17 protein-coding genes, 2 tRNA genes and 2 pseudogenes are annotated in these 21,604 nt (G+C 64.5%); 14 read left to right on the top strand and 7 right to left on the bottom strand.

The genetic code is table 11. The annotated features are described in order from the left end of the window. Position 1: 1 nt before the first annotated feature. The gene (gene hemP, locus P9217_RS19290; protein WP_066999851.1) at positions 2-208 is read right to left on the bottom strand and encodes a hemin uptake protein HemP; all 207 of its coding nucleotides are present in this window, start codon (positions 206-208) and stop codon (positions 2-4) included. Between the two features lie 203 nt (positions 209-411). Here hemP and P9217_RS19285 point away from each other — a divergent pair, with 203 nt between their 5' ends. The 4 genes and pseudogenes from P9217_RS19285 to P9217_RS19270 all read left to right on the top strand — a co-directional run. Further along, positions 412-2,601, top strand: a complete 2,190-nt coding sequence (locus P9217_RS19285; protein ID WP_067329445.1) for a TonB-dependent hemoglobin/transferrin/lactoferrin family receptor — start codon at positions 412-414, stop codon at positions 2,599-2,601. Positions 2,602-2,606: 5 nt separating this feature from the next. After that, positions 2,607-3,042 (top strand): annotated as a pseudogene (locus tag P9217_RS19280) (hypothetical protein). 216 nt (positions 3,043-3,258) lie between these two features. Then, positions 3,259-4,119: a TonB family protein gene (locus P9217_RS19275; RefSeq protein ID WP_245307693.1), complete on the top strand. Its 861-nt coding sequence runs from the start codon at positions 3,259-3,261 to the stop codon at positions 4,117-4,119. Positions 4,120-4,128: 9 nt separating this feature from the next. Continuing rightward, a pseudogene (locus P9217_RS19270) lies at positions 4,129-4,251 on the top strand (antibiotic biosynthesis monooxygenase); the annotation flags it as partial. Between the two features lie 33 nt (positions 4,252-4,284). Here P9217_RS19270 and putA read toward each other — a convergent pair. After that, positions 4,285-7,893: a bifunctional proline dehydrogenase/L-glutamate gamma-semialdehyde dehydrogenase PutA gene (putA, locus tag P9217_RS19265; protein WP_278087677.1), complete on the bottom strand. Its 3,609-nt coding sequence runs from the start codon at positions 7,891-7,893 to the stop codon at positions 4,285-4,287. A gap of 159 nt (positions 7,894-8,052) precedes the next feature. On the opposite strand from putA, the gene P9217_RS19260 reads away from it, so the two are divergent. Then, positions 8,053-8,505, top strand: a complete 453-nt coding sequence (locus P9217_RS19260; RefSeq protein ID WP_095778463.1) for an Lrp/AsnC ligand binding domain-containing protein — start codon at positions 8,053-8,055, stop codon at positions 8,503-8,505. A 59-nt stretch (positions 8,506-8,564) separates the two neighbouring features. Here P9217_RS19260 and P9217_RS19255 read toward each other — a convergent pair whose 3' ends face one another. Together P9217_RS19255 and P9217_RS19250 are read right to left on the bottom strand one after the other, a co-directional pair. Then, on the bottom strand, positions 8,565-9,773 hold the full coding sequence (locus tag P9217_RS19255; RefSeq protein ID WP_278087678.1) for a cytochrome c peroxidase: 1,209 nt from the start codon (positions 9,771-9,773) through the stop codon (positions 8,565-8,567). Positions 9,774-9,780: 7 nt separating this feature from the next. Further along, positions 9,781-10,224: a FixH family protein gene (locus P9217_RS19250; RefSeq protein ID WP_067329635.1), complete on the bottom strand. Its 444-nt coding sequence runs from the start codon at positions 10,222-10,224 to the stop codon at positions 9,781-9,783. A 154-nt stretch (positions 10,225-10,378) separates the two neighbouring features. Between P9217_RS19250 and P9217_RS19245 the strand changes: the two genes are divergently transcribed. After that, complete coding sequence (locus P9217_RS19245; RefSeq protein ID WP_095778464.1) at positions 10,379-11,299, top strand: sugar kinase; 921 nt, start codon at positions 10,379-10,381, stop codon at positions 11,297-11,299. On the opposite strand, the gene P9217_RS19240 is transcribed toward P9217_RS19245, so the two are convergent. From P9217_RS19240 to P9217_RS19230, 3 genes are all read right to left on the bottom strand, one after another. After that, on the bottom strand, positions 11,296-12,318 hold the full coding sequence (locus tag P9217_RS19240) for an aldose epimerase family protein (RefSeq protein ID WP_127241316.1): 1,023 nt from the start codon (positions 12,316-12,318) through the stop codon (positions 11,296-11,298). The genes P9217_RS19245 and P9217_RS19240 overlap by 4 nt on opposite strands. 96 nt (positions 12,319-12,414) lie before the next feature. Next, entirely contained in the window at positions 12,415-13,872 is a 1,458-nt protein-coding gene (locus P9217_RS19235; protein ID WP_127241315.1) for an NAD-dependent succinate-semialdehyde dehydrogenase, read from the bottom strand. A gap of 152 nt (positions 13,873-14,024) precedes the next feature. Further along, a complete protein-coding gene (locus P9217_RS19230; protein WP_278087679.1) occupies positions 14,025-14,975 on the bottom strand; it encodes an AEC family transporter in 951 nt (316 codons plus the stop codon). A 164-nt stretch (positions 14,976-15,139) separates the two neighbouring features. Between P9217_RS19230 and P9217_RS19225 the strand changes: the two genes are divergently transcribed. From P9217_RS19225 to P9217_RS19190, 8 genes are all read left to right on the top strand, one after another. Further along, entirely contained in the window at positions 15,140-15,688 is a 549-nt protein-coding gene (locus P9217_RS19225) for a histidine phosphatase family protein (RefSeq protein WP_066999807.1), read from the top strand. A gap of 221 nt (positions 15,689-15,909) precedes the next feature. Next, positions 15,910-15,983, top strand: a tRNA-OTHER gene (locus P9217_RS19220). Next, a tRNA-Met gene (locus tag P9217_RS19215) sits at positions 15,984-16,052 on the top strand. It abuts the tRNA gene before it with no gap. Between the two features lie 354 nt (positions 16,053-16,406). Then, positions 16,407-17,552, top strand: coding sequence for a slipin family protein (locus P9217_RS19210; protein WP_278087680.1), 1,146 nt, complete (start codon positions 16,407-16,409; stop codon positions 17,550-17,552). Between the two features lie 177 nt (positions 17,553-17,729). Next, positions 17,730-18,011 (top strand): acyl carrier protein, encoded by a 282-nt coding sequence (locus P9217_RS19205; RefSeq protein ID WP_066999801.1) that lies wholly within the window; start codon positions 17,730-17,732, stop codon positions 18,009-18,011. 46 nt (positions 18,012-18,057) lie between these two features. Continuing rightward, positions 18,058-19,248, top strand: coding sequence for a beta-ketoacyl-ACP synthase (locus P9217_RS19200; RefSeq protein WP_278087681.1), 1,191 nt, complete (start codon positions 18,058-18,060; stop codon positions 19,246-19,248). Positions 19,249-19,265: 17 nt separating this feature from the next. Beyond that, positions 19,266-20,537, top strand: a complete 1,272-nt coding sequence (locus tag P9217_RS19195; RefSeq protein WP_067329407.1) for a beta-ketoacyl-ACP synthase — start codon at positions 19,266-19,268, stop codon at positions 20,535-20,537. Between the two features lie 38 nt (positions 20,538-20,575). Next, on the top strand, positions 20,576-21,604 hold the full coding sequence (locus P9217_RS19190; protein ID WP_067329404.1) for a zinc-binding dehydrogenase: 1,029 nt from the start codon (positions 20,576-20,578) through the stop codon (positions 21,602-21,604).

Genomic DNA, 21,604 nt, shown 5'->3' with positions numbered 1-21,604 from the left:
CTTACTTGTTGAGGATCAGCTTGCCCTGGCGGGTGATCTTCAGACGGTAGAGAGCACCATGATGTTCGATGCCGATCTCATGCTCGCCCTGGAACAGCGCGTTGCTGGAGAGCGTGCGCACTGACATCGCCACGCGGTCAAAACGCGCGGGCACGTCGTCGGAGCGGCGGCCGCGGTAGCGAAAGTCGCTTGGATTATGGCTGTTCATCTCATTCGGTCCCTTTTTCCTGTGCCGGCCACCGGGCCGGTCGCCTCGTCAAATGCCGATTAAATTCTTGACTCGATTTCTCATGTTTAATAGTCGTGCATTACCGGACTAAATGAGTCAACATTTAAGACGCCGGACGCGATCAAAAATGCGAGCGAGCCCCGCGCCAGCCAGCATCGAGCCTGAGAATCTGGAGTTGGGGCATGGGGTTGGTGAATTGGGGACGGCCGACAGATCGGCCGATGGCGAAGGAAATGGCGGCCTTGCTGGCTGGCGCGGCGGCAATCGCGCTCTGTATGCCGGCGGCCAAAGCGCAACAGGCCACCCAGCCGGCGGCTGACCAGCAGAGCGACCAGACAAAGAAGACTGACCAGAAAAGTGCAGGCGACTCGACGCTGCTCGACAAGATCCTCGTCATTAGCCGCACCGGCGAGACGGCGATCCAGTCGCTGGCCTCGGCCAGCCATGTCGACAAGGAACAGCTTGAGCGCCGCATGGCGACGACGCCGAACGAGATGCTGCTTGGCGTGCCGGGAGTTGCAGTGCAGGCCGACGCGCGACGCGTCAGCTCCAGCATCAACATCCGCGGCCTGCAGGATTTCGGCCGCGTGGCGGTGATCGTCGACGGCGCCAGGCAGGATTTCCAGCGCTCCGACCACGGCACGCAGTCGACCTTCTATGTCGATCCCGAGCTCATCAAATCCGTCGACGTGATCCGCGGCCCGGTCGCCAACACCTATGGCTCCGGCGCCATCGGCGGAGTGGTGTTCTTCGAAACGAAGGACGCCGGAGATTTCCTCAAGCCGGAGGAAAGCTGGGCGGCTTCCGCCACCGGTCGCTATGAAACGAATGGCAAGGGCTGGACCACCAGCGCTAGCGGCGCCTATCGCTTCAACGAGAACTGGGACGTTTTGGGTAACATCGTCTACCGCGACTACGGCGACTACAAGAACGGTGGCGGCGACACCGTTGCCGGCACCGGCTTCGACGTGCTGAGCGGCCTGCTCAAGACCACCATTCGCCCGACCGAGAACAGCGAGTTGAAGCTCGGCTGGGTCGGCGCGAAGGACGGGTGGACGGAGACCAGTGGCGGCGTTCCGGCCAACGATGTCGACCTGAAATCGAATACCTTCACCGCCCGCTACAACATCACCGACGATGCCAAAAGCTGGCTCGATCTCCACATCAAAGCCTCTTACAACAAGACGCTTCTCGATCTGACGACGCTCGTCCCGCAGAACCGTTTCGATCCGACGACCGGCCTGCCCGTGGTGCTGCCCGCCGGGTCGCTCTCGACTTTCGATGTCGGGACGACCGGCATCGACATATGGAACACGTCGCGATTCGAGACCGCCGGCATTGCGCATGAGTTGACTTACGGCGGTGACTGGGTCGGCGACGACGTTGAAACCGGGGGCACAGCCGGCGGCGACAGCTTCTACACGCCGTCAGGTAAGCGCAACGTGTCCGGCGCCTATGTCCAGGACAAGCTGACCTGGGAATGGCTGGAGGTCATCACCGGCCTGCGCTACGACAATTACAGCCTGAAGGACTCCGAGCACGAGACATCGGGCGACCGGCTGTCGCCGCGCATCACCGTCGGCGTATCGCCCTTCGAAAGCGCTGACCTCGCCGGCCTGCAGTTTTACGGCACCTATGCGGAAGGCTACCGCTCACCCTCGCTGACGGAGACGCTGATCAGCGGTAACCATCCGGCCGGCGTCACCTTCCCCTTCCTGCCCAATCCAAATCTCAAGCCTGAGACCGGCAAGACCGTCGAGTTCGGCGTCAACTACAAGCAGAACGATATTTTCGAAGGCGGCGACGCTCTGCGGCTCAAGGCCGCCTATTTCAACAACAATGTCGAAGACTATATCGACGGCGTCACGCTGTCGGCCTTCGACCCGACCAGCGGCTGCCCGTTCGGCCCCGGCATCCCGATCTGCTTCCAGTACCAGAACTTCGCCAAGGCCAAGATCAACGGTTTCGAACTGGAAAGCGTCTATGACGCCGGCTGGGGCTATGCGGGCTTCTCGGCCTCGATCATCAACGGCCACACTATTTCGTATGAAGGCGAGCGGGCCGACCTTGCCACTATTCCCTCCTCGCAGGTGACGGCGCAGCTCGGCCTTCGCTTCCTCGAGGACAGGCTCACCGTCGGCGGTGAAGTGCAATATAACGGCAAGCCCAAGGGCAATCCGGTGGCCAAGGACTATACGCTGGTCAATGCCTTTGCCAGTTACCAGGCGACCGACAACCTCAAGCTCGACGTCCGCGCCGACAATCTGTTCGATGTCAAATACACCAATCCGCTCAACGCAAGCACGACTGCCGTCCTCTACGAACCGGGCATCACGCTGAAGCTTGCGGCAACCATGCGCTTTGGAGGCTGAGAACCATGAACTTGACGACATCGCTCCGTCTCTTGACCTCGGCGCTGGCGATGTCGCTCGGCCCGGTGCCGGCGCGGCCAGTCTGCGCCAGCGCCGGCCCTTAATCTCGAACTCAACGCCGTGCAGCCTTCGGACAAGGGCTGCCGGCTGACCTTCGTCGTCAACAACGCGCTCGGCGCCGACCTGTCGAAGTCCGCTTTCGAAATCGCGCTGTTCAATGAGTCCGGCGTTGTCGACCGCCTCACCGTGCTCGATTTCAAGGACCTGCCGGTCGGCAAGACGAAAGTCACGCGCTTCGATCTCGCGGGCGCCGACTGCGGCAAGCTCGGCCGCGTGCTGATCAACAGCGCGACGGAATGCGCTGGAACCGGCGTCGAGCCGACGGCCTGCATGCGCGACCTGAAGACCTCGACTAAAACCGCCATCGCCTTCGGCGTATAGAGGTGGGGATTGCATCCGGCCCGCCAGGAGACGCCATGGCGTGGGCCATGGGCGGCAACCGATCTTGATCTGACAATTTCTTATCGCGTACAGCAGGTCTCGGCGCGAGACATGCAGGACATCAATCACTCCTCCGATGCAGGCAGCGAACCGGCGATCACGCCGGCCGAGCCGCTCATGCAGCCGCGGCACTCGGCCGGGCATCGCAAATGGCCGGTGGCGATCATCGCTTCCGGCCTGCTCCATGGCGCTGCGGCGGCCGCGTTCCTGTTCGCGCCTGCCGGGATATTCGACTCCATGGACGCGATTCGGGCCGAGGGCACAGATCAGTCCGGCGCCAACGTCACCGGCAGCGCCCTGGACGACCAGTCGTCCGGCGCCGTGGATGTCACCTTGGTGCCCGATCCGCAGCCGGTGAAACGCCAGGCCGCGCAGCCCGCACCGCCGGTCGAAGCGCAGGAACCAGCAAGCGAACCCTCGACGCCTCAGCTTCCGCCGCAAGCCGTCAAGGAAGCCGCTTCCGCGCCGGATATCGTGGCGGCCACCAGCCCACGCCAGGATGACCAGACTGTCCCCGACGACAGCAAACCTACGCCCGCGACCGAACTGCAAAGCGCTGAAGCGCCACTTGCCGAGCCTCAACAGCCACCGGTCCCCAGTGCGACATCGAGCGCCCCAGCCCCATCGGCAGCGGCAGACCAGACCAATGCAACCGGCGGCACGGCGGATGGCGATACACGCGACGCGCCTGTTGCCGCCAGCAAGGGCAAGAAACAGGCCGCTGCCGGCAATGCCCTGGAATCCCACTACAGCGGTGAAATCCAGAAGAAACTTGCGCGCGCCAACCGTCGCGTTTCGAAATCGATCCAGGCCAAGGCTCGCAACAACGCCAGGGTGGTTTTCGTCGTCGCGGCCGACGGCAGCGTCAGCGACCTGCAGCTCACTGAAAGTTCAGGGTCCGCCGAGCTCGATCAGTTCGCTTTGACGCTGGTGCGCAAGCAAGCCCCGTTCCCTCCCATTCCACCCGAGACCGGCAAATCAAGTTGGGTGTTCAAGGCGCGGATCGGCCCTTTTTAAAGCCTCCGCGATTTCATCGCCTGGACGAAGTCGGAGAACTTCCGCGCCGCCCATCGCAACGCCGGCACCGCCAAGGTGCATTATCTTGGCCACCCCGAGTTCGAAGGGTTTTTGGTCGTCGAGGGCGCCTGACCGCCGCTAACGCGGCGGCCTTCCCGCACCTGATTAGGCTGCCGCGAGCAGGCTGGCATTGCCGCCGGCCGCCGTCGTGTCAACGCAGACCGCGCGCTCATGCGCATAAGCCGCCGGATTAAGCACTTCGCTGACCAGCGGCACGATCGGCCCGGCGCGCTCGGCAACCACCTTGCGCACGATGCGCGCCGCTTCCGGCGTGCCGGAGAAGGCAACGACGTCGACGCGCAGCGAGCGCGCCTCGACCGGGTCCGGCCGACCGTCGATCGCCGCCAGTGGCAGGCCCTTGCCGGTCAGCGCCGACAGCGCCGCCGGCGCGCCTGGCGCCACTGCCAGAACGGCATTGCCGGCGGCTAAAGCCTGGATTGTCTGCGCAAGCAGCGTCTCGGCATCCGGCCCGAGGCAGAGCACCCGTCCGCGCGGCGCCAGCGACAGCGTGTTGGCCTCGCCGGTCGGGCCCGGCAGGTCGACCTGCCCGAAATCGAGGCCCGCTGCGGCGGCGATGGCCGCAGCCCCCTTGCCGCGCAGATGTTTTCTCAGAATCGCCACGCGATCGGGTCGCGTCGACCAACCGCCAAGCGTCGGGTCCGGCAGATTGTCCGCGAGTTCCGTCGCCGTCACCTTGTGGCCGTCGCCGACTTCCGTTCCGGCTTGCGGGCCCTTGCGGAAGCGGCGCAGATAATGTGGCCCGCCGGCCTTCGGCCCGGTGCCGGACAGACCCTCGCCGCCGAAGGGCTGCGAGCCGACGACGGCGCCGATCTGGTTTCGGTTGACATAGATGTTGCCGGCATGGATGCCGTCGACGAAATGCTGGACGCGGCCCTCGATGCGGGTGTGCAGGCCGAAGGTCAGGCCGTAGCCCTTGCGGTTGATGCCGGCAATCACCGCGTCGATGTCGTCGGCGTCGAAGGTGGCGACATGCAGCACCGGACCGAACACTTCGCGCTCCATCTCCTCGATGCCTTTGACCCGAAAGACATGCGGCGCGACGAAGCGGCCGGCAGCCGGCGCTTCGAGCTTGGCGATGAGGCGCCCCTCCAGCCCCTTTTTCTTGCAGTAGTCGCCGATCGAGGCCTGCGCCTCATCGTCGATGACCGGGCCGACATCGGTCGAGATCAGCCACGGATCGCCGACATTGAGGGCTTCCATAGCGCCCTTCAGCATGGCCAGCATCTTCTTCTCGACATCCTTCTGCACGTAGAGCACGCGCAGCGCCGAGCAGCGCTGCCCGGCGCTCTGGAAGGCGGAGGCGAGGATGTCGCGCACCGCCTGCTCGGGAAGCGCCGTGGAATCGACGATCATGGCGTTCAGCCCACCCGTCTCGGCAATCAGCATGGCATCGGGCGCCGCCGTTTCGGCCAGCTGTTTTTCGATCAGCTTGGCGACCTCGGTCGAGCCGGTAAAGCAGACACCTGCGATGCGCGGGTCGGCGGTGAGCGGCGCTCCGACCGACGCACCGTCACCCGGCAGGAGCTGGATGATATCCTCCGGCACGCCGGCCTCGCGCAGCATCTCGACGGCGCGGAAGGCGATCAGCGGCGTCTGCTCGGCGGGCTTCGCGATCACCGAATTGCCGGTGACGAGCGCCGCCGCGATCTGGCCGGTGAAGATGGCCAGCGGGAAATTCCACGGCGAGATGCAGACGATTGCGCCACGGGCTTCAGTGCCCGCTTCGGCATTCGCCGCCTCGGCCGCATAGTAACGCAGGAAATCGACCGCCTCGCGCACTTCGGCGACGCCGTCGGCCAACGACTTGCCGGCCTCTCGAGTGGCCAAAGCGAAGAACTCGGCGGCATTGGCCTCGTAGAGGTCGGCGGCGCGGTTGAGGATCGCGGCGCGCTCGGCAACCGGGCGTTTTGCCCAGGCCGGCTGCGCCTCCACAGCGATACGCACGGCGGTCGCGACCTGCTTGGCCGCCGCCTCATGCACTGTGCCGACGACCTCATCGGGCTTGGCCGGGTTGACGATCTGGCGCGGCTTGCCGTAGCCGGCGGCGGGCGTGATCGGCTTGGCATGCCAGCGATCCGCTCCCGCGAATTCCGCCCGTGCCCTGTCGATGGCTGCAAGAGTCACCGCATCACTGATGTCGAATCCTTTTGAATTGCGCCGGTGGGCGCCGAAGATCGCGGCGGGCCGCGCGATCGCCGGATTGGCGGCGGGGCCTTGTTTCTCTACAGCCTCCAGCGGGTCGCGGGCGATTTCTTCCGGCTCGACCTCCTCGTCGGTCAACTGGTGGACGAAAGAGGAGTTGGCGCCGTTTTCCAAGAGCCGCCGCACCAGATAGGCGAGCAGGTCGGAATGCGCACCGACCGGCGCGTAGATGCGGCAGCGCGTCCTTTCGGCCTTGCGCACCGTCTCGTGCAGCGATTCGCCCATGCCGTGCAGACGCTGGAATTCGAAGGAGTCGCGATCCTTCGCCATCGACAGGATGGCAGCCACCGTGTGCGCGTTGTGGGTGGCGAATTGCGGGTAGATGCGGTCGGTCATCGACAGCAGTTTTCGCGCGCAGGCCAGATACGAGACGTCGGTGTTGGTCTTGCGGGTGAAGACCGGATAGCCGGCAAGCCCAAGCGTCTGTGCCCGCTTGATCTCGGTGTCCCAATAGGCGCCCTTCACCAGCCGCACCATGATCTTGCGGTCGTATTTTTTGGCAAGCGCATAGAGCCAGTCGATGACGAAGGCCGCGCGCGGGCCATAGGCCTGGACGACGACGCCGAAACCATCCCAACCGGCAAGCTCCGGTTCGGCGAGCACGCGTTCGATGACGTCGAGCGACAGATCGAGCCGGTCGGCCTCTTCGGCATCGATGTTGAGGCCCATGCGCGAATGCCGCGCGGCAAGCGCCAGCGACAACAGCCGCTCGGCCATTACCGGCAGCATCTTCTCCTTCTGCGCCACCTCATAGCGCGGATGCAGTGCCGAAAGCTTGACCGAAATGCCGTGGTTGTAGCGAATGTCCGGGCCATTGGACCCCGCGTCGAGCGAGGAAATCGCATCCGCATAGGCGCGGTGATAGCGCAGCGCATCAGCCTCGGTGCGGGCCGCCTCACCCAGCATGTCGAAGGAATAGAGATAGCCCTTCTGCGTCATCGGACGGCCGCGCTTGACCGCTTCGGCGATGGTGCGGCCGAGCACGAACTGCTCGCCCATTTCGCGCATCGCCGCCGCCACGGCCTTGCGGATGACCGGCTCGCCGAGCCTGCGCACCATGGCGCGCAGCGTGCCTTCGATACCGCCCTCGCCTTCATCGAGCACGCGGCCCGTCAGCATCAGCGCCCAGGTCGAGGCGTTGACGAAAATGGAACTCGAGCTGCCCGAATGCGCCGACCAGTCATGGGGCGCGATCTTGTCGGCGATGAGATCGTCCATCGTCTCGGCATCGGGAACGCGCAGTAGCGCCTCGGCGAGACACATCAGCGCCACGCCTTCCTTGGTCGACAGGCCATAAGCCGAAAGAAAAACCTCCATCAGCCGAGGGTCGCTCGAGCCGCGCACCGCGCGCACCAGATCGGCCGCACGCGCCGAGATCGCCTTGCGCTCTTCCGCCGAAAGCCTGGCAGCCGCGGACAGTCGCCTCACCGCCTCGTCTTCGTCGGGCAAATAGTTGGCGCGGATCTGCTGGCGGATGGCATCGAGCGGCATGTCGGATCCTGAGAGCAAGCGTTAGCGAGCAGGTCTGGCGGGTCGCCGGACCGATTGGCGCAACGCTAGCACAGCTGGGAGCCCAGGTCGGTCCAAAGAAATCGACGAGACAGTCCATTCGAGCTATCGTATAGGCCCGCCATTTTGACCGTAAGACCGATGAGCGAAGACCAATTGGACCGCATTGACCGCAACATCCTGGCCGCGCTCGGGCGCGACGGCCGGCTTTCAATGTCCGAGCTGGCTTTGAAGGTCGGGCTGTCGAAGACCCCGGTGCAGGCCCGTGTGAAGCGTCTTGAGAAGGAGGGCTACATCAGAGGCTATCGCGCGATTATCGACCGGGAGCGCATGGGCGAAGGACATGTCGCCTTCGTCCAGGTGAAGCTGTCGGATACGCGCTCGGCGGCGCTCGACGCGTTCAACCGCGCGGTGCAGGGCGTGCCGGAGATCGAGCAGTGCCATATGATGGCGTCGAGCTTCGACTATCTCCTGAAGGTCCGCACCACCGATATCGCCGCCTACCGCCGCGTGCTCGGCGAGCGCATTTCGGCCCTTCCCCACGTGGCACAGACTTCCACCTTCGTCGCGATGGAAACGGTGAAGGATCGCTAGCGCAATTCCAGGAAAGGTGCGCAGCCGTTTTCCGTCCGGAATCGCGCAAAATTAAGACTCTACTCCGACAGAGTCTTCAGGAACGCCACCAGAGCCGCGCGCTCGCGATCGGAAAGCTCGAGCGGGTGGATCTCCGAAACGCCTTCAACGCTGGGCGCCGCTTTCGAATAATGCGCCACCACCTCGTCGAGGGTCGAGAACTGCCCGGCATGCATGTAGGGCGCACGCGTAGCTGCCCCCCTGAGCGACGGCGTCTTGTAGGCGCGCACGAGTTGCTGCCCGTCCTTCACCATGAAGCGCAATTCGCGGCAGGCGCTTTCATCGCCGTCGCGGAACTTGCCGAAGCAGTTGAACGGGTCCGCCTGCACTTGAGCCACGGCATCGACCCGGCCGCGGTCGGGCGGCAGATCTTTGACCGGCGGCACGCCGGTGTTGTGGAACGAACTGTCGGTGAAGCGCGGCCCGTTATGGCAGGTCACGCAATTGGCCTTGCCGATGAACAGCTTCAGCCCGAGGATCTCTTCCGGCGAGAAGGCAGCATCGCCTTGCGGCTTGGTGCCGGTCGCGAGGTCGATCGCGAAGCGGTCGAAACGCGTCTGCCCAGGTTCGATCGAGCGCTCGAAGGCCGCGATTGCCTTGCCGATATTGGCAAAGACGCGGTTGACGTCTTCGGCCTGCCTGGCGGGCATGGCGTTCCATGCCGCCTTTTCGGCCTCGGTGCCGAGCGGGCTGGCATTGGCCGGCACGGTGGAAAGATCGGGCAGCGGCCCGAAAATGCGCTCATAGCGCTCGCCGAACCGGTCCTTGATGTAATGCGCGAAGGCCGCGCGGTTGCCGGCCTGCTCCAGCGGGTTTTCGAGCGGCGTCAGCGCTTGCGCCCACAAACTGTCGTGACGTCCGTCCCAGAAGAACCAAGGATCGCGCGCCACGCCGGCCAGCGGCATGGTTCGGCGATTGGTGTGGCCGACGCCGACCGCCCGCGGCAGGTCGTCCTGGAACTGACGGTCGATCTTGTGGCAGGTCGAGCAGGACACCGTGCCGTCGCGGCTCATGCCGACATCGAAGAACAGCGTCGATCCGAGCGCCGCAGCGGCCGGCACATCGGCATACTGGTTCGTCATGTCCGCTTTGAGCGCCGGCAGCGTGTTCAACGCCAGCGAGGCGATGGCCTTCTTCTCGGCGTCGCTGAACTCGGGCTCGCCGCAACCGCCAAGCCAAGCGAGCGCAGCCAGAGCGGACAGGTTTGCGAGGCGGAGAAGACGCTTCATCGGCCGCTCACAACACGATGTTGAAGACGACGGAATCGGAACCCGCCGCCGCCGAGATCGCGAAGCGCAATTGCCACCAGCCGGTCATGGTGAATTTCACGCCGTCGATGCGGTAGCGTCCCGCCCCCATATAGTCGGTCGCCTGCGGGCTGGTCGGCAGGCCGTGATTGTGCTGCGGCATGCCGCCGGAAACGGTGATCGCGGCGCCCTCCACCGGAGCGCCGGCGGAGGTCTTCAGTGTCAGCAGCCAGGATTGCAGCTCGCCCTGCCGGATGACGCCGCGCTCCGGCTCGAAGCTCGCAACGAACAGGCCGCTCGCCGTCTTTTTCGAACGCGACGTATCGGGGCCCGGTGCCGAATGCGGCGCCGTCAGGTAGACGACAGTCAGAATGCCGACCAGCAGGGCAGCAAGACCGAGACCCGCAAGAATGTAACGCCATATCGATGCCAAACCGGCTCCTCTTCGGCTGATAACGTCACGGGCTGCGCGCAGCATCCCTCCCGCCTGTGGGAAATCGCTTCTGGCGCAAAAATCGGCCTGCGCCAAGCATGGCGCTGCCGGCTGCAAAAAGCTACAGCACCAAAGCTTTAGGAGGACAAGGCATATGGAAGCCAATGGTGTCGCGTCGATCGGCGAATGCATGCTCGAACTGTCGGGCCAGGCAGGACCGAACTGGCGTATGGGCTTTGCCGGCGACACCTTCAATACGCTATGGGCGCTGCATGCGCTCAGCCCCGGCCGGCCCGCGACCTATGTCTCGGCCTTCGGCGACGACCCTTTTTCCCGCGATCAGATCGCGTTCTTAGCCCAGAACGGCATCGGTATTGGCAGCAGCCCGGTCATTGCCGGCGCAAGACCGGGCCTTTACGCCATCACGCTCACTGGAGCCGAGCGCGCCTTCACTTACTGGCGAAGCGATGCTGCCGCGCGCCAGCTTGCCTCCGATGCAGCGGCACTGGCGAAAAGTCTTGAAAACCAGGCGCTTGTCTATTTTTCCGGAATCACTTTGGCAATTCTGGATGATGCCGCGCGCAAAACCCTGCTTTCGGCCGTCGCGACAGCACGCGCGGCGGGTTCGCTGGTCGCCTTTGACCCGAATTACCGTCCCAGGCTGTGGCCGAGCCGTGAAACCGCGCAGGCTGCGATCTTGGAAGCGCTCGCCGTCGCGGATATCGCATTGCCCACTTTTCCGGATGAGCAGATGCTGTTTGGCGATGAGGCGCCGGAAACAACTGCCAGGCGTCTCGGAGGAGTGGTCGGCGAGGTTGTCGTCAAGAACGGCGAGCAGCCGGCATTGATTGCCGTGGACGGCGCCTCGGAAACAATCGAGGCAGTGCATGTCGCCTCGCCTGTCGATACAACCGGCGCCGGCGATTCCTTCAACGGCGGCTATCTCGCCGCCCGGCTTGCCGGTCACGCCCCAGTCGACGCGGTTCGGCGCGCGCATCGGGTGGCTGCGGCCGTCGTACAGGTGCGCGGCGCGCTCGCGCCGTTCGAGATTCTAAGAACAGCCTTTGGGATCTAGCTAGGGAGCCGGAACCTGTATTCCGTCACCTGATGGTAGATCTGGCCCGGCCAAAGCGTGGCCTGTGGGAAATAGGGCCGGTTCGGCGCGTCGGGCCAGGTCTGAGCTTCGAGGCAGAAGCCTGAAAAGGCTTTGTAGCCGCGCCCGTCCAGCCCAGGGGAGGACGGCGCGACATACTGGCCGATATAGAGCTGCAGGCCGGGCTCGGTGGTCCAGACTTCCATTTCGACGCCGGAACTGGCGCCCTGCACCCAGGCTGCCTGGTGCAGCGGTCCACGGCTGGAGGCGAGGCAGTAATTCAGATCGTAGGGAAGCTGCTCGCCTTCCGATTCCATGCGCAGCGGCCGCGCCTGGCGGAAGTCATAGGGCGTGCCGTCGACGGGCTTCACCGCGCCGGTCGGGATCATCTCTGCGTCGACGGGCGTATAAGCGCCGGCATTGAGCATCAGCCGGTGGTCGAGAATGTCGCCCGCGCCCCCGTCGTCGAGATTGAAGTAGGAGTGCTGCGCAAGATTACAGAGCGTCGGCTCCTCGCATGTGGCGGTCAGTTCCATGCTGAGCGTGCCGGGGATCTTCAGCCGGTAGGTGCAGGTGACGTCCAGCGCGCCTGGAAAGCCCATCGTGCCATCGGGATCGTGCAGTGTCATCGTCACGAAATCGCGCCCGTGCAGCGAGACCGACCATGGCCGGTGGAAATAGCCCTCCGAGCCGCCATGCAGCGTGTGTTTCCCTAGAAAATTGCGCTCGGTCTGGTAGCGCTTGCCGGCGATGGTGAAGCGGCCGTCGCGAATGCGATTGGCGAAGCGGCCGACGACGGCGCCGAAATAGGCGCGGTCGGTCTCATAGGGCTCGAACTGGTCGTAGCCCATCACCAGCGGCGCATCATGGCCGGCGAGCCGCAGATCCTGGATGATCGCGCCAAGCCCGATGATGTTGGCCGTGAGACCACCGCCACGGATGGTGAAGCGGCGAACGGCCTCGCCCGCCTGCGTCGTGCCGAAGACCTCGCCGTCCTTCATCGCTGTGCCCGAAAACGTCAGTTCATTGATCTGTGGACTACGCCGGCCATCTCCGGCAAGGGCAGGCCTGATGCCTGCCCCGCCAGTCGAGCGGTGTCAGAGGCCGAGGCCACCGAGGCAGACATATTTGGTGTCGAGATAGTCCTCGATGCCCTGATGTCCGCCTTCCTTGCCGAGGCCCGATTCCTTGACGCCGCCGAACGGCGCCTCGGGCGTGGTGATCAGGCCTTCATTGACGCCGACCATGCCGTATTTCAGCCCTTCCATGACGCGGAAGGCGCGGCCGAGATCGCCGGTGTAGAAATAGCAGGCGAGGCCGAACTCGGTGTCGTTGGCCAATGCGATCGCTTCTTCCTCGGTCTCGAACCTGAACACCGGGGCGACCGGCCCGAAGATCTCTTCCTTCATGAAGCGCATCTTGGGCGTGGCGTCGGCGATGACCGTCGGCTGGAAGAACGAGCCGCCGAGCGCATGGCGATTGCCGCCGGCAACGACCTTGCCGCCCTTCGAGGTGGCATCGGCGATCAGTTCCTCGACCTTCTCGACCGCTTTCTCGTCGATCAGCGGCCCCTGCTGCACGCCTTCTTCCAGGCCGGAGCCGACCTTCAGACTGTTGCTGGCAGCGGCGAGCTTCTCGACGAACTTGTCATAGATACCCGCCTGGACGAGGAAGCGGTTGGTGCAGACGCAGGTCTGGCCGGAATTGCGGTACTTCGCGGTGATGGCGCCGGTGACGGCGCGATCGATGTCGGCATCGTCGAAGACCAGGAACGGAGCATTGCCGCCGAGTTCCATCGATACTTTCTTGACCGTCGTCGACGACTTCTGAATCAGGATCTTGCCGACCTCGGTCGAGCCGGTGAAGGTTATCTTCTTGACCAGCGGGTTGGCGCAGATCTCGTCGCCGATCTCGCCGGCCGAACCGGTCAGGATGTTGATGACGCCCTTGGGGAAGCCGACCTCTTCGGCAAGCGCGCCCCAGGCGAGACCCGAATAAGGCGTCTGCGAGGCCGGTTTGACCACGGCCGTGCAGCCCGCGGCCAGCGCCGGTCCGAGCTTGCGGGCGAGCATCGAGGACGGGAAGTTCCATGGCGTGATGGCGGCAATGACGCCGACCGGCTCCTTCGTCACCAGGATGCGGCGGTCGCCCCAGGGCGACGGCACGATGTCGCCATAGGTGCGGCGGCCTTCCTCGGCGAACCAGAGGATATAGCTCGCGGCCGAGCCGATCTCGCCCTTGGATTCGAACAGCGACTTGCCCTGCTCGATGGTGAGCAACTCGGCCAGCACGTCCTGATTGTCCATCATTGCGTCGTGCAGCTTGCGCAGAAGCTTCGAGCGCTCGAGCGCGGTGGTCTTGCGCCAGCTCTTGAATGCTTCATCGGCGGCCTCGATGGCGCGGCGGGTTTCGGTCTTGCCGGCCTTCGGCACGGTGCCGATCTTCAGGCCGGTCGCCGGATTGTTGACGTCGATGGTCTGGCCGCTGTCGGCCTGCACCCATTCGCCGTTGATGAGATTGGCCTGGCGCATGAAATGACTGGTTTTCTGAAGCATGGTCTGGCCTCCGTTTCGGCGCGCTGATCGGCCGTTTTTCTGGATATTCGGGGGCGTGCAAGGCTGCACGCTGGCGCATTGCTCTTACCTAGGGAAAGCCCGGCAAGCAATCACAAGATGGCATATAGGGGTTGGGCCAGCAAAGACGAGCGCTAGCCGAACACATGCAGGACCACCGTCAGCCAGAAGGATGTGGTGAGCACCGCGCTGGCCGTGGCGATCGTCATCTGGTTGGACGCCAGCGCTTGTCCGGTGTTGAACTGAACGGCGATGAGATAGGAATTGATGCCGGAAGGCAGCGCCGCCACGACCACGGCGACCTTTGCCGTCAGCGGCGGCAGGTCGAGCAGCCAGACCGCGAGCAGCACCAAGGCCGGCATCAGGAAGAGTTTCAGCGCCGACAGCGCGAGTGCCGGGCGGATGTTGCCGGATATGCCGAAGCGGCACAGGCTGAGCCCCATCGCAAACAGCGCCACCGGCCCGGCCGTATCGGCCAGCGCGTCGACCAGCCGCCCGATCAGCGGCGGCATCGGCGCGCCGGTGAAGCGCCAGGCGAGCCCCGCGAGAATGCCAATGATAAGCGGGTTGACGAACAGCCGCCTGAGGAAATTCCGGATGACGCGCAACTGATGCACGGACTGCTCGCCGCGACGGCCGAACATCTCGAACAGCACGATTGAGGCCATCATCATGACAGGCAGATGGATCGAGACCAGCAGCGACAGCACCTCGAAGCCGCTGGTGCCGAATATGCCTAGGATGAAGGGCGCGCCAAGCAGCACGACATTGGAATAGGCCGAGGACACGCCGCCGACGATGCCAGCACGGGCATCGCGGCCGAAGAGCCGCGTCATGACCAGGTGCCCGGCGGACCAGGTGATGGCAACCGCCGCAAAATAGGCGCTCCACAGCGACCATGGCGCCACGCCATGGAAATCGGACTGCACCATCGTCTGGAACAAGAGCAGCGGCATAGCCACGTTGACGGCGAACTCGGATATGCCCTCACCACTCACCGGCTTCAGATAGCCGGTAAGGCCGGCGAAATAGCCGAGCGCAACGAGACTGAAGACGAAGAGGACGGTTTCGGTGAGCGGCGTCATTGTTCGGGCGGAGACATCTTTCCCGTGATAGGCAAGCCCCGAGCGCTGTGCAATCGGCCGTTCTCCGGCCGACCGTTGGTCCTCTGCTTGTTTTTCAGCCGGCTTTGCGGTCCCTATATGCCGATCATGGCCCCGGCCTCTCCCGGCCGCCATAAGGACTTCACATGCTGCGACTTGCCCTGGCGCTTTTCCTGCTTGCCGTTCCCACCCTCGCCCACGCAACCGACGCCGGCTGGGCGCTGCTGCGCGATGGCGGCCATATCGTCCTGCTTAGGCATGCCTTCGTCACCGGGACCACCGATCCGGCGAATTTCGACATCGGCAATTGCGCCACCCAGCTCAACCTGTCCGAGCGCGGCAAGCAGCAGTCAAGCCGCATCGGGGCGCTGTTTGCGGCGCGCGCGGCGCCCATCGAGCGTGTGCTCTCCAGCCGCTACTGCCGCTGCCTTGATACCGCCCGCATCGCTTTCGAGGCCGAACCGAAACCATTTGCGCCGCTCGACTTGCTCAAGACCGATTCGGCTGAGAAGGCCGCTCAGATGGAGGCGGTGATGAAGGAGATCCGGGGCTATTCGGGCTCTGACAATCTGGTGCTGGTCACGCATCTGGAAAACATCCAGGCGCTCACCGGCGTCTCGCCGCGCGAGGGCGAGGCCGTGGTCGTGGCGCCTAATGGAGACGGCCTCAAAGTGCTCGGCCGCGTCACCTTCTGACGGCATAGGTCTGCCCAGCTCAGCACTGTGTCCGAAATGCCACAGCCGCAAGAAGCCGCAAGCCCCCGCGATAATGCCGCTTGCGACAAGCCGTCGCAGGGTCTATAGGCGCGCTCCCGGTCACGAAAACCGAAGCGAGCACAACGGTTGGAGCTTTCGTCTCCGCCCGCGCAGCCAGCTTTGCCGCGCTGTGTACGGCGCCGTTTCGGAGTGTTGGGATCGCCGATGTAGCTCAGAGGAAGAGCGCCGGATTTGGGTCCGGAGGTCAGGGGTTCGAGTCCCTTCATCAGCACCACGGATAGCTCAGTTTGGTTAGAGCGTCAGACTCATAATCTGATTGTCGAAGGTTCGATTCCTTCTCCAACGGCCTGTTAAGCCGACACCTTTGGGTGGTGTTATCCAAAACGGTCCGGGGACCGGAATGCAGAAGACCTGACAGACGGCTAAGCCTTCGGGCCGAGGCCGTATCGAACGGTCCGATGCCATCGGCTCGCGGCCAGGCTCGCGGTGACGATCAAGGCGCGGCAATGCCGGCAAAGGAGCCTTCGGGCGCCGGCGCCCGCCTTGCCGCCCCGCGATCCGCTCCCGAAGGCCCGCCGCCTGGCGATGCCACCGGTCTCCGGATCATCCGTGCCGGGAAACGAAACGAGAAACGAAAGGACGATCGACGCATGACGTGACGCCTCGCACGGGGCCATGCCCGACAGGAGTAACGACAATGAAGACCATTCTCGAAAAGGTTCTGGGACGCCAGCGCGTCCTCGTGAAGGAAAATGAACGTGCCGTCGCCCTCTACAAGGGCGAGATCCAGGCTGTCCTGATGCCGGGCGAACATTGGCTCGACAACCGGCGCGGAAACCTGGAAATCTCCAGGCACGACCTGAAGAACCCGGAATTCGTTTCGGCCTACGAGAAGGCATTGTTCGACAAGCTCCCGGATGTGGCCGCGCGTCACTTCACCGTGGTTCGCACCGGGCGCACCGACATTGCCGTGATCGAGCGCGACGGCGCCCTTCATGCCGTTCTCGCTCCGGATCGCAAGCTCGTGCTGTGGACGGATGCCGGCCCGTGGGCGGTGACCTCCGTCGACGCGGCGGCCGATCTGGCCGTCGATCCGGCCTTGATGCGCTGGATCGGCCAGGCCCGAAAGACGGAACACATGTTCCTGCATCCGGTCGTGGACGGTCAGGTCGGTCTGCTGTTCGTGGACGGCGTCTACACCCGCACGCTTGCCGCGGGGGTGCACGCCTTCTGGAATGTCGGGCGCATGGTCCAGGTGAAGGTCGTCGATCTCAAGCGGCAGTCGCTTGATGTCGCCGGGCAGGAAGTGCTGACCAAGGATCGCGTGACGATCCGCGTCAACATCGCCGCCGAATACCGGGTCGTCGATCCGGTGACGGCGGTGAGCACGGTGAAGGACTTCTCCGAAGCCCTCTACCGCGCCCTGCAGTACGCCTTCCGGAAGACGCTCGGCGCGCTCACCCTCGACCAGATCCTCGACAAGAAGATCACGGTCGATGAGGAGGCAGCCGCCAAGGTGCGTTCCGACATGGCCGCGATCGGTCTCGAGGTCAGCGATATCGCGCTCAAGGATGTGATCCTGCCGGGCGAGATGCGCGAGATCCTCAACCAGGTGGTTTCGGCCGAGAAGCAGGCCGAAGCCAACGTCATCCGCCGCCGCGAGGAGACGAACGCCACGCGTTCGCTGCTCAACACGGCCAAGGTGATGGCCGAGAACCCGGTGATGCTGCGGCTGAAGGAACTCGAGGCTCTCGAGGCCATCGCCGGCAAGGTCGAGCGCCTGACTGTCCACAACGGGACGGGCGGGCTGCTCAACGATCTGGTCAAGCTCCGCGAAGGCTGAGCTTACGTCACGTAAAATGGGCCGGGCCGCGGGTGGCCGGGCGGCCCTACTTGCGTCCACAAAGCCGGCATCCCATCTGCGCCCGGCGTGTCAGGCCTTTTCCTGCCCGGAAAAACCGATTAGACAGCGGCAAAACAAGATGCGGACAGATTCCGCCCGCAACCGAAGGAAGAGCCCTTGTCCACCACGTTCGAGAAAGTCGCCAAGATCATTGCCGACACCAGCGAGATCGATATCGACACCATCACGCCCGAAAGCCATACCATCGACGATCTCGGCATCGACAGCCTCGATTTCCTCGACATCGTCTTTGCCATCGACAAGGAATTCGGCATCAAGGTGCCGCTCGAGAAGTGGACGCAAGAGGTCAATGACGGCAAGGCTTCGACCGACGACTACTTCGTCATGCAGAACCTGTGCGCCAAGATCGACGCGCTGGTCGCGGCCAAGGCCGCCTGAAGAGCGCGACCTTGCCCCGCCTCCAGCCTGACCAGCAAAGCCGCTCATGAGCAGCCCGCGCGACGTCGTCATCACCGGCATCGGCCTTGTCTCTTCGCTGGGAGAAGGACCGGACGCGCATTGGCAGAAGCTGACCCGGCCGGGCGTTGAGCCGGTGCTCGATGCGACGCGCTTTGCGCCCTACACAATTCATCCCCTGCCCGAGATCGACTGGAACCTGCAGATCGCCAAGCGCGGCGACCAGCGCCAGATGGAGACCTGGCAGCGGCTCGGCACCTATGTCGCCGGCCTGGCGCTGGACGACGCCGGCATCAAGGGCAATGACGAGCTTTGCGCGACCATGGACATGGTTGTGGCGGCCGGCGGCGGCGAGCGCGACGAGGCCGTGGACAGCGCGATCCTGGCGGCGTCCGAGAGCCGCAACGACCGCGACGTGCTGCTCAACGAGAAGCTGACCACGGAATTGCGGCCGACGCTGTTCCTCGCCCAGCTTTCCAATCTGCTCGCCGGCAACATCTCCATCGTGCACAAGGTCACCGGCTCGTCTCGTACCTTCATGGGCGAGGAAGGCGCCGGCGTCTCTGCCGTTGAGACGGCCACCGCGCGCATCCGCTCGGGCCAGTCGACCCATGTGCTGGTCGGCGGCGCCTTCCAGACCGAGCACTCAGACATGCTGCTCGGCTATGAGCTCGCCTGTTATCTGCATCGCGGCCCGTGGAGACCGGTCTGGCAAAGACAGGGCGCGGAAGGCGGCGGCGTGGTGACGGGCTCGGGCGGCGCTTTCTTGGTGCTCGAACAGCGAGAGCATGCGCAGAGCCGGGGTCGCAAGATCTATGCTGAGCTCGGTCCTGTGGTTTCCGGCCGGGCGAGGCGCCGGCGCGGCGAGCTGAATGCCGAAATCGCCGCTTTGCTGAAGCAGGCGGCGCTGCCCGCCGGCGAATTGCTGACCATTTCCGGTGCCTCCGGCGCCCATGCCGCCACGGCGGCCGAAAAGGTGGCACTCGATGCCAACCCGGGGCTTGCAGTGCGCGCCTTCTCGACGCTCACCGGCCACATGAAGGAAGCGCAGTTCCCCTTCGCCGTGGCGCTTGCCGCGCTCGCCGTCGACCGCAAGGCCCCCTACCCTGTCTTCGATGCCACAGTGGAGCAACCATTCGAAGGCGCCCCCAGCTCCGTCCTTGCAACGGCGATCGGCTATCACCAATTCGAGGGCCTGGGGCTGATCAAGGCCGCTTAGAGCGAGACAGACAGAACATGGCCAATCTCTGCGATCACATGGGCAGGCCTATCGTCGCCGTGACCGGCATCGGCGTGGTGACTTCGCTTGGCGTCGGCAAGGCCGACAACTGGGCGGCGCTGACCTCGGGCAAATCCGGCATCCATCCAATCACCCGCTTTCCCGTCGATCATCTGAACACCCGCATTTCCGGCATGGTCGATTTCCTGCCGTCGAGCTCCAAGGGTGCCAGTCCCCTCACCTACGAGCTGGCCGAGACGGCCGCCCAGGAAGCGGTGTCGGAGGCCGGCCTCGATTCCGGCGATTTCGGCGGCCCGCTCTTTCTCGCCTCGCCGCCGGTCGAGCTCGATTGGGCCGACCGCTTCTCGCTCTACAATTCCGACAAGAAGGAAAGCGGTTCCGAGAGATTGCTGCGCGTGGCGCGCGGACTGAAGGAGCTCGGCATTTTCGAGACCACCCAGTTCGGCTCGATCGCCGATCGCCTGGCCGATCGTTTTGGCACGCGCGGCCTGCCGATCACGCTGTCGACAGCCTGCGCGTCAGGCGCCACCGCCATCCAGCTCGGTGTCGAGGCGATCCGCCGCGGCGAATGCGACAAGGCGCTGTCGATCGGCGCCGACGGCTCCGCCACGGCCGAAGCCCTGATCCGCTTCTCGCTGCTCTCGGCGCTTTCCACCCACAACGACATTCCCGAAAAGGCCTCGAAACCCTTCTCCAAGGACCGCGACGGTTTTGTCCTTGCCGAAGGTTCCGGCGCGCTGGTGCTGGAATCGCTGGAGGCGGCACTTACCCGGGGAGCCACCATCCTCGGCATCATGCGCGGCTGCGGCGAGCGCGCCGACGACTTCCACCGCACCCGCTCCAAGCCTGACGGTTCGCCGGCCATCGCCGCGGTACGCGCCGCCCTTGCGGATGCCGGCTTGAGCGAGGACGAGATCGACTACGTCAACGCGCACGGCACCTCGACGCCGGAAAACGACAAGATGGAGCATCTGTCGCTGTCGACCGTGTTCGGCGAGCGGATCGGCTCGATGCCGATCTCGTCGAACAAGTCGATGATCGGCCACACGCTGTCCGCTGCCGGCGCGGTCGAGGCCGCGTTCTCGCTGATGACCATGCGCGAAAGCGTCATCCCGCCGACCATCAATTACGACAATCCTGATCCGGCAATCGTGCTCGACGTGGTGCCAAACAAGAAGCGCAACGCAGAGGTCGGCACGGTTCTGTCGAATTCCTTCGGCTTCGGCGGCCAGAACACCTGCCTTGTCATGGCGCGGGAACCGGTCTAAGCGGACGTTTTCCCGCTTCCAAAGTACCGACAGGCCAAATGCGCGCATTGCAACTTATTGAGGACCGCCGCCTTGAAACGGTGGACCTTCCGCCTCCCCCGCCGCCTTCGCAAGGTGAAGTGACGCTCCGCATCAAGGCGGTGGCGCTCAACCATATCGACGTCTGGGGCTGGCGCGGCATGGCCTTCGCCAAGCGCAAGCTGCCGCTGGTCGTCGGCGCCGAAGCCTCGGGCGAGGTCGAGGCTGTCGGGCCAGGCGTCTCCACCCTCCTGCCGGGGCAACTGGTGTCGATCTACGGCGCGCGAACCTGCGGGCTCTGCCGTGCCTGCCGCGAGGGCCGCGACAATCTTTGCGAGCACGTCTCCGGCGTCCACGGTTTTCATCTCGACGGCTTCGCGCAGGAAAAGATCAACCTGCCTGCCCGTCTCCTGGTGCCTGCGCCGCCCGGTGTCTCAGAGATCGGCGCTGCCGTCGCACCCGTCACCTTCGGCACGGTCGAGCATATGCTGTTCGACAACGCGAAACTGGAGCCCGGTGAAACCATCCTCGTCCATGCCGGCGGCTCCGGCATCGGCACCGCAGCCATCCAATTGGCGAAGCGCATGGGCTGCACGGTCATCACTACGGTCGGCTCGAACGACAAGATCGACAAGGCGAAGGCGCTTGGCGCCGACCATGTCATCAACTATCGCGAGGATCGCTTCGAAGGCGTGGTGCGCAAGCTGACGAAGAAAAAGGGCGTCGATGTCGTGTTCGAACATGTCGGCGCCGACACTTTTGCAGGTTCGATGCTATGCCTGAGGCGCGGCGGCCGCCTCGTCACCTGCGGCTCGACCTCCGGCGTCTCGACGCAGGTCAACCTGATGCAGCTTTTCCAGCAACAGCTGAAGCTGCTCGGCTCCTTCGGCTGCCGCATGAAGAACATGGCCGATGCCATGCAGAAAATGGCGGCCGGTCTCGTCGCGCCCGTGATCGACACCGAAGTCGGCTTCGACGACATCGACGCCGCGCTGAAGCGCATGGAAGGCCGCGACGTCTTCGGCAAGATCATTCTTCGCGTTTCCTAA

Origin of the sequence: Mesorhizobium sp. WSM4989 (genome assembly GCF_029625795.1) — a bacterium.
In the GTDB taxonomy this organism is placed as follows: Bacteria; Pseudomonadota; Alphaproteobacteria; order Rhizobiales; family Rhizobiaceae; genus Mesorhizobium.
Note: the sequence above shows the minus strand (reverse complement) of the source record. Positions and strands in the feature narration are given on the sequence as shown.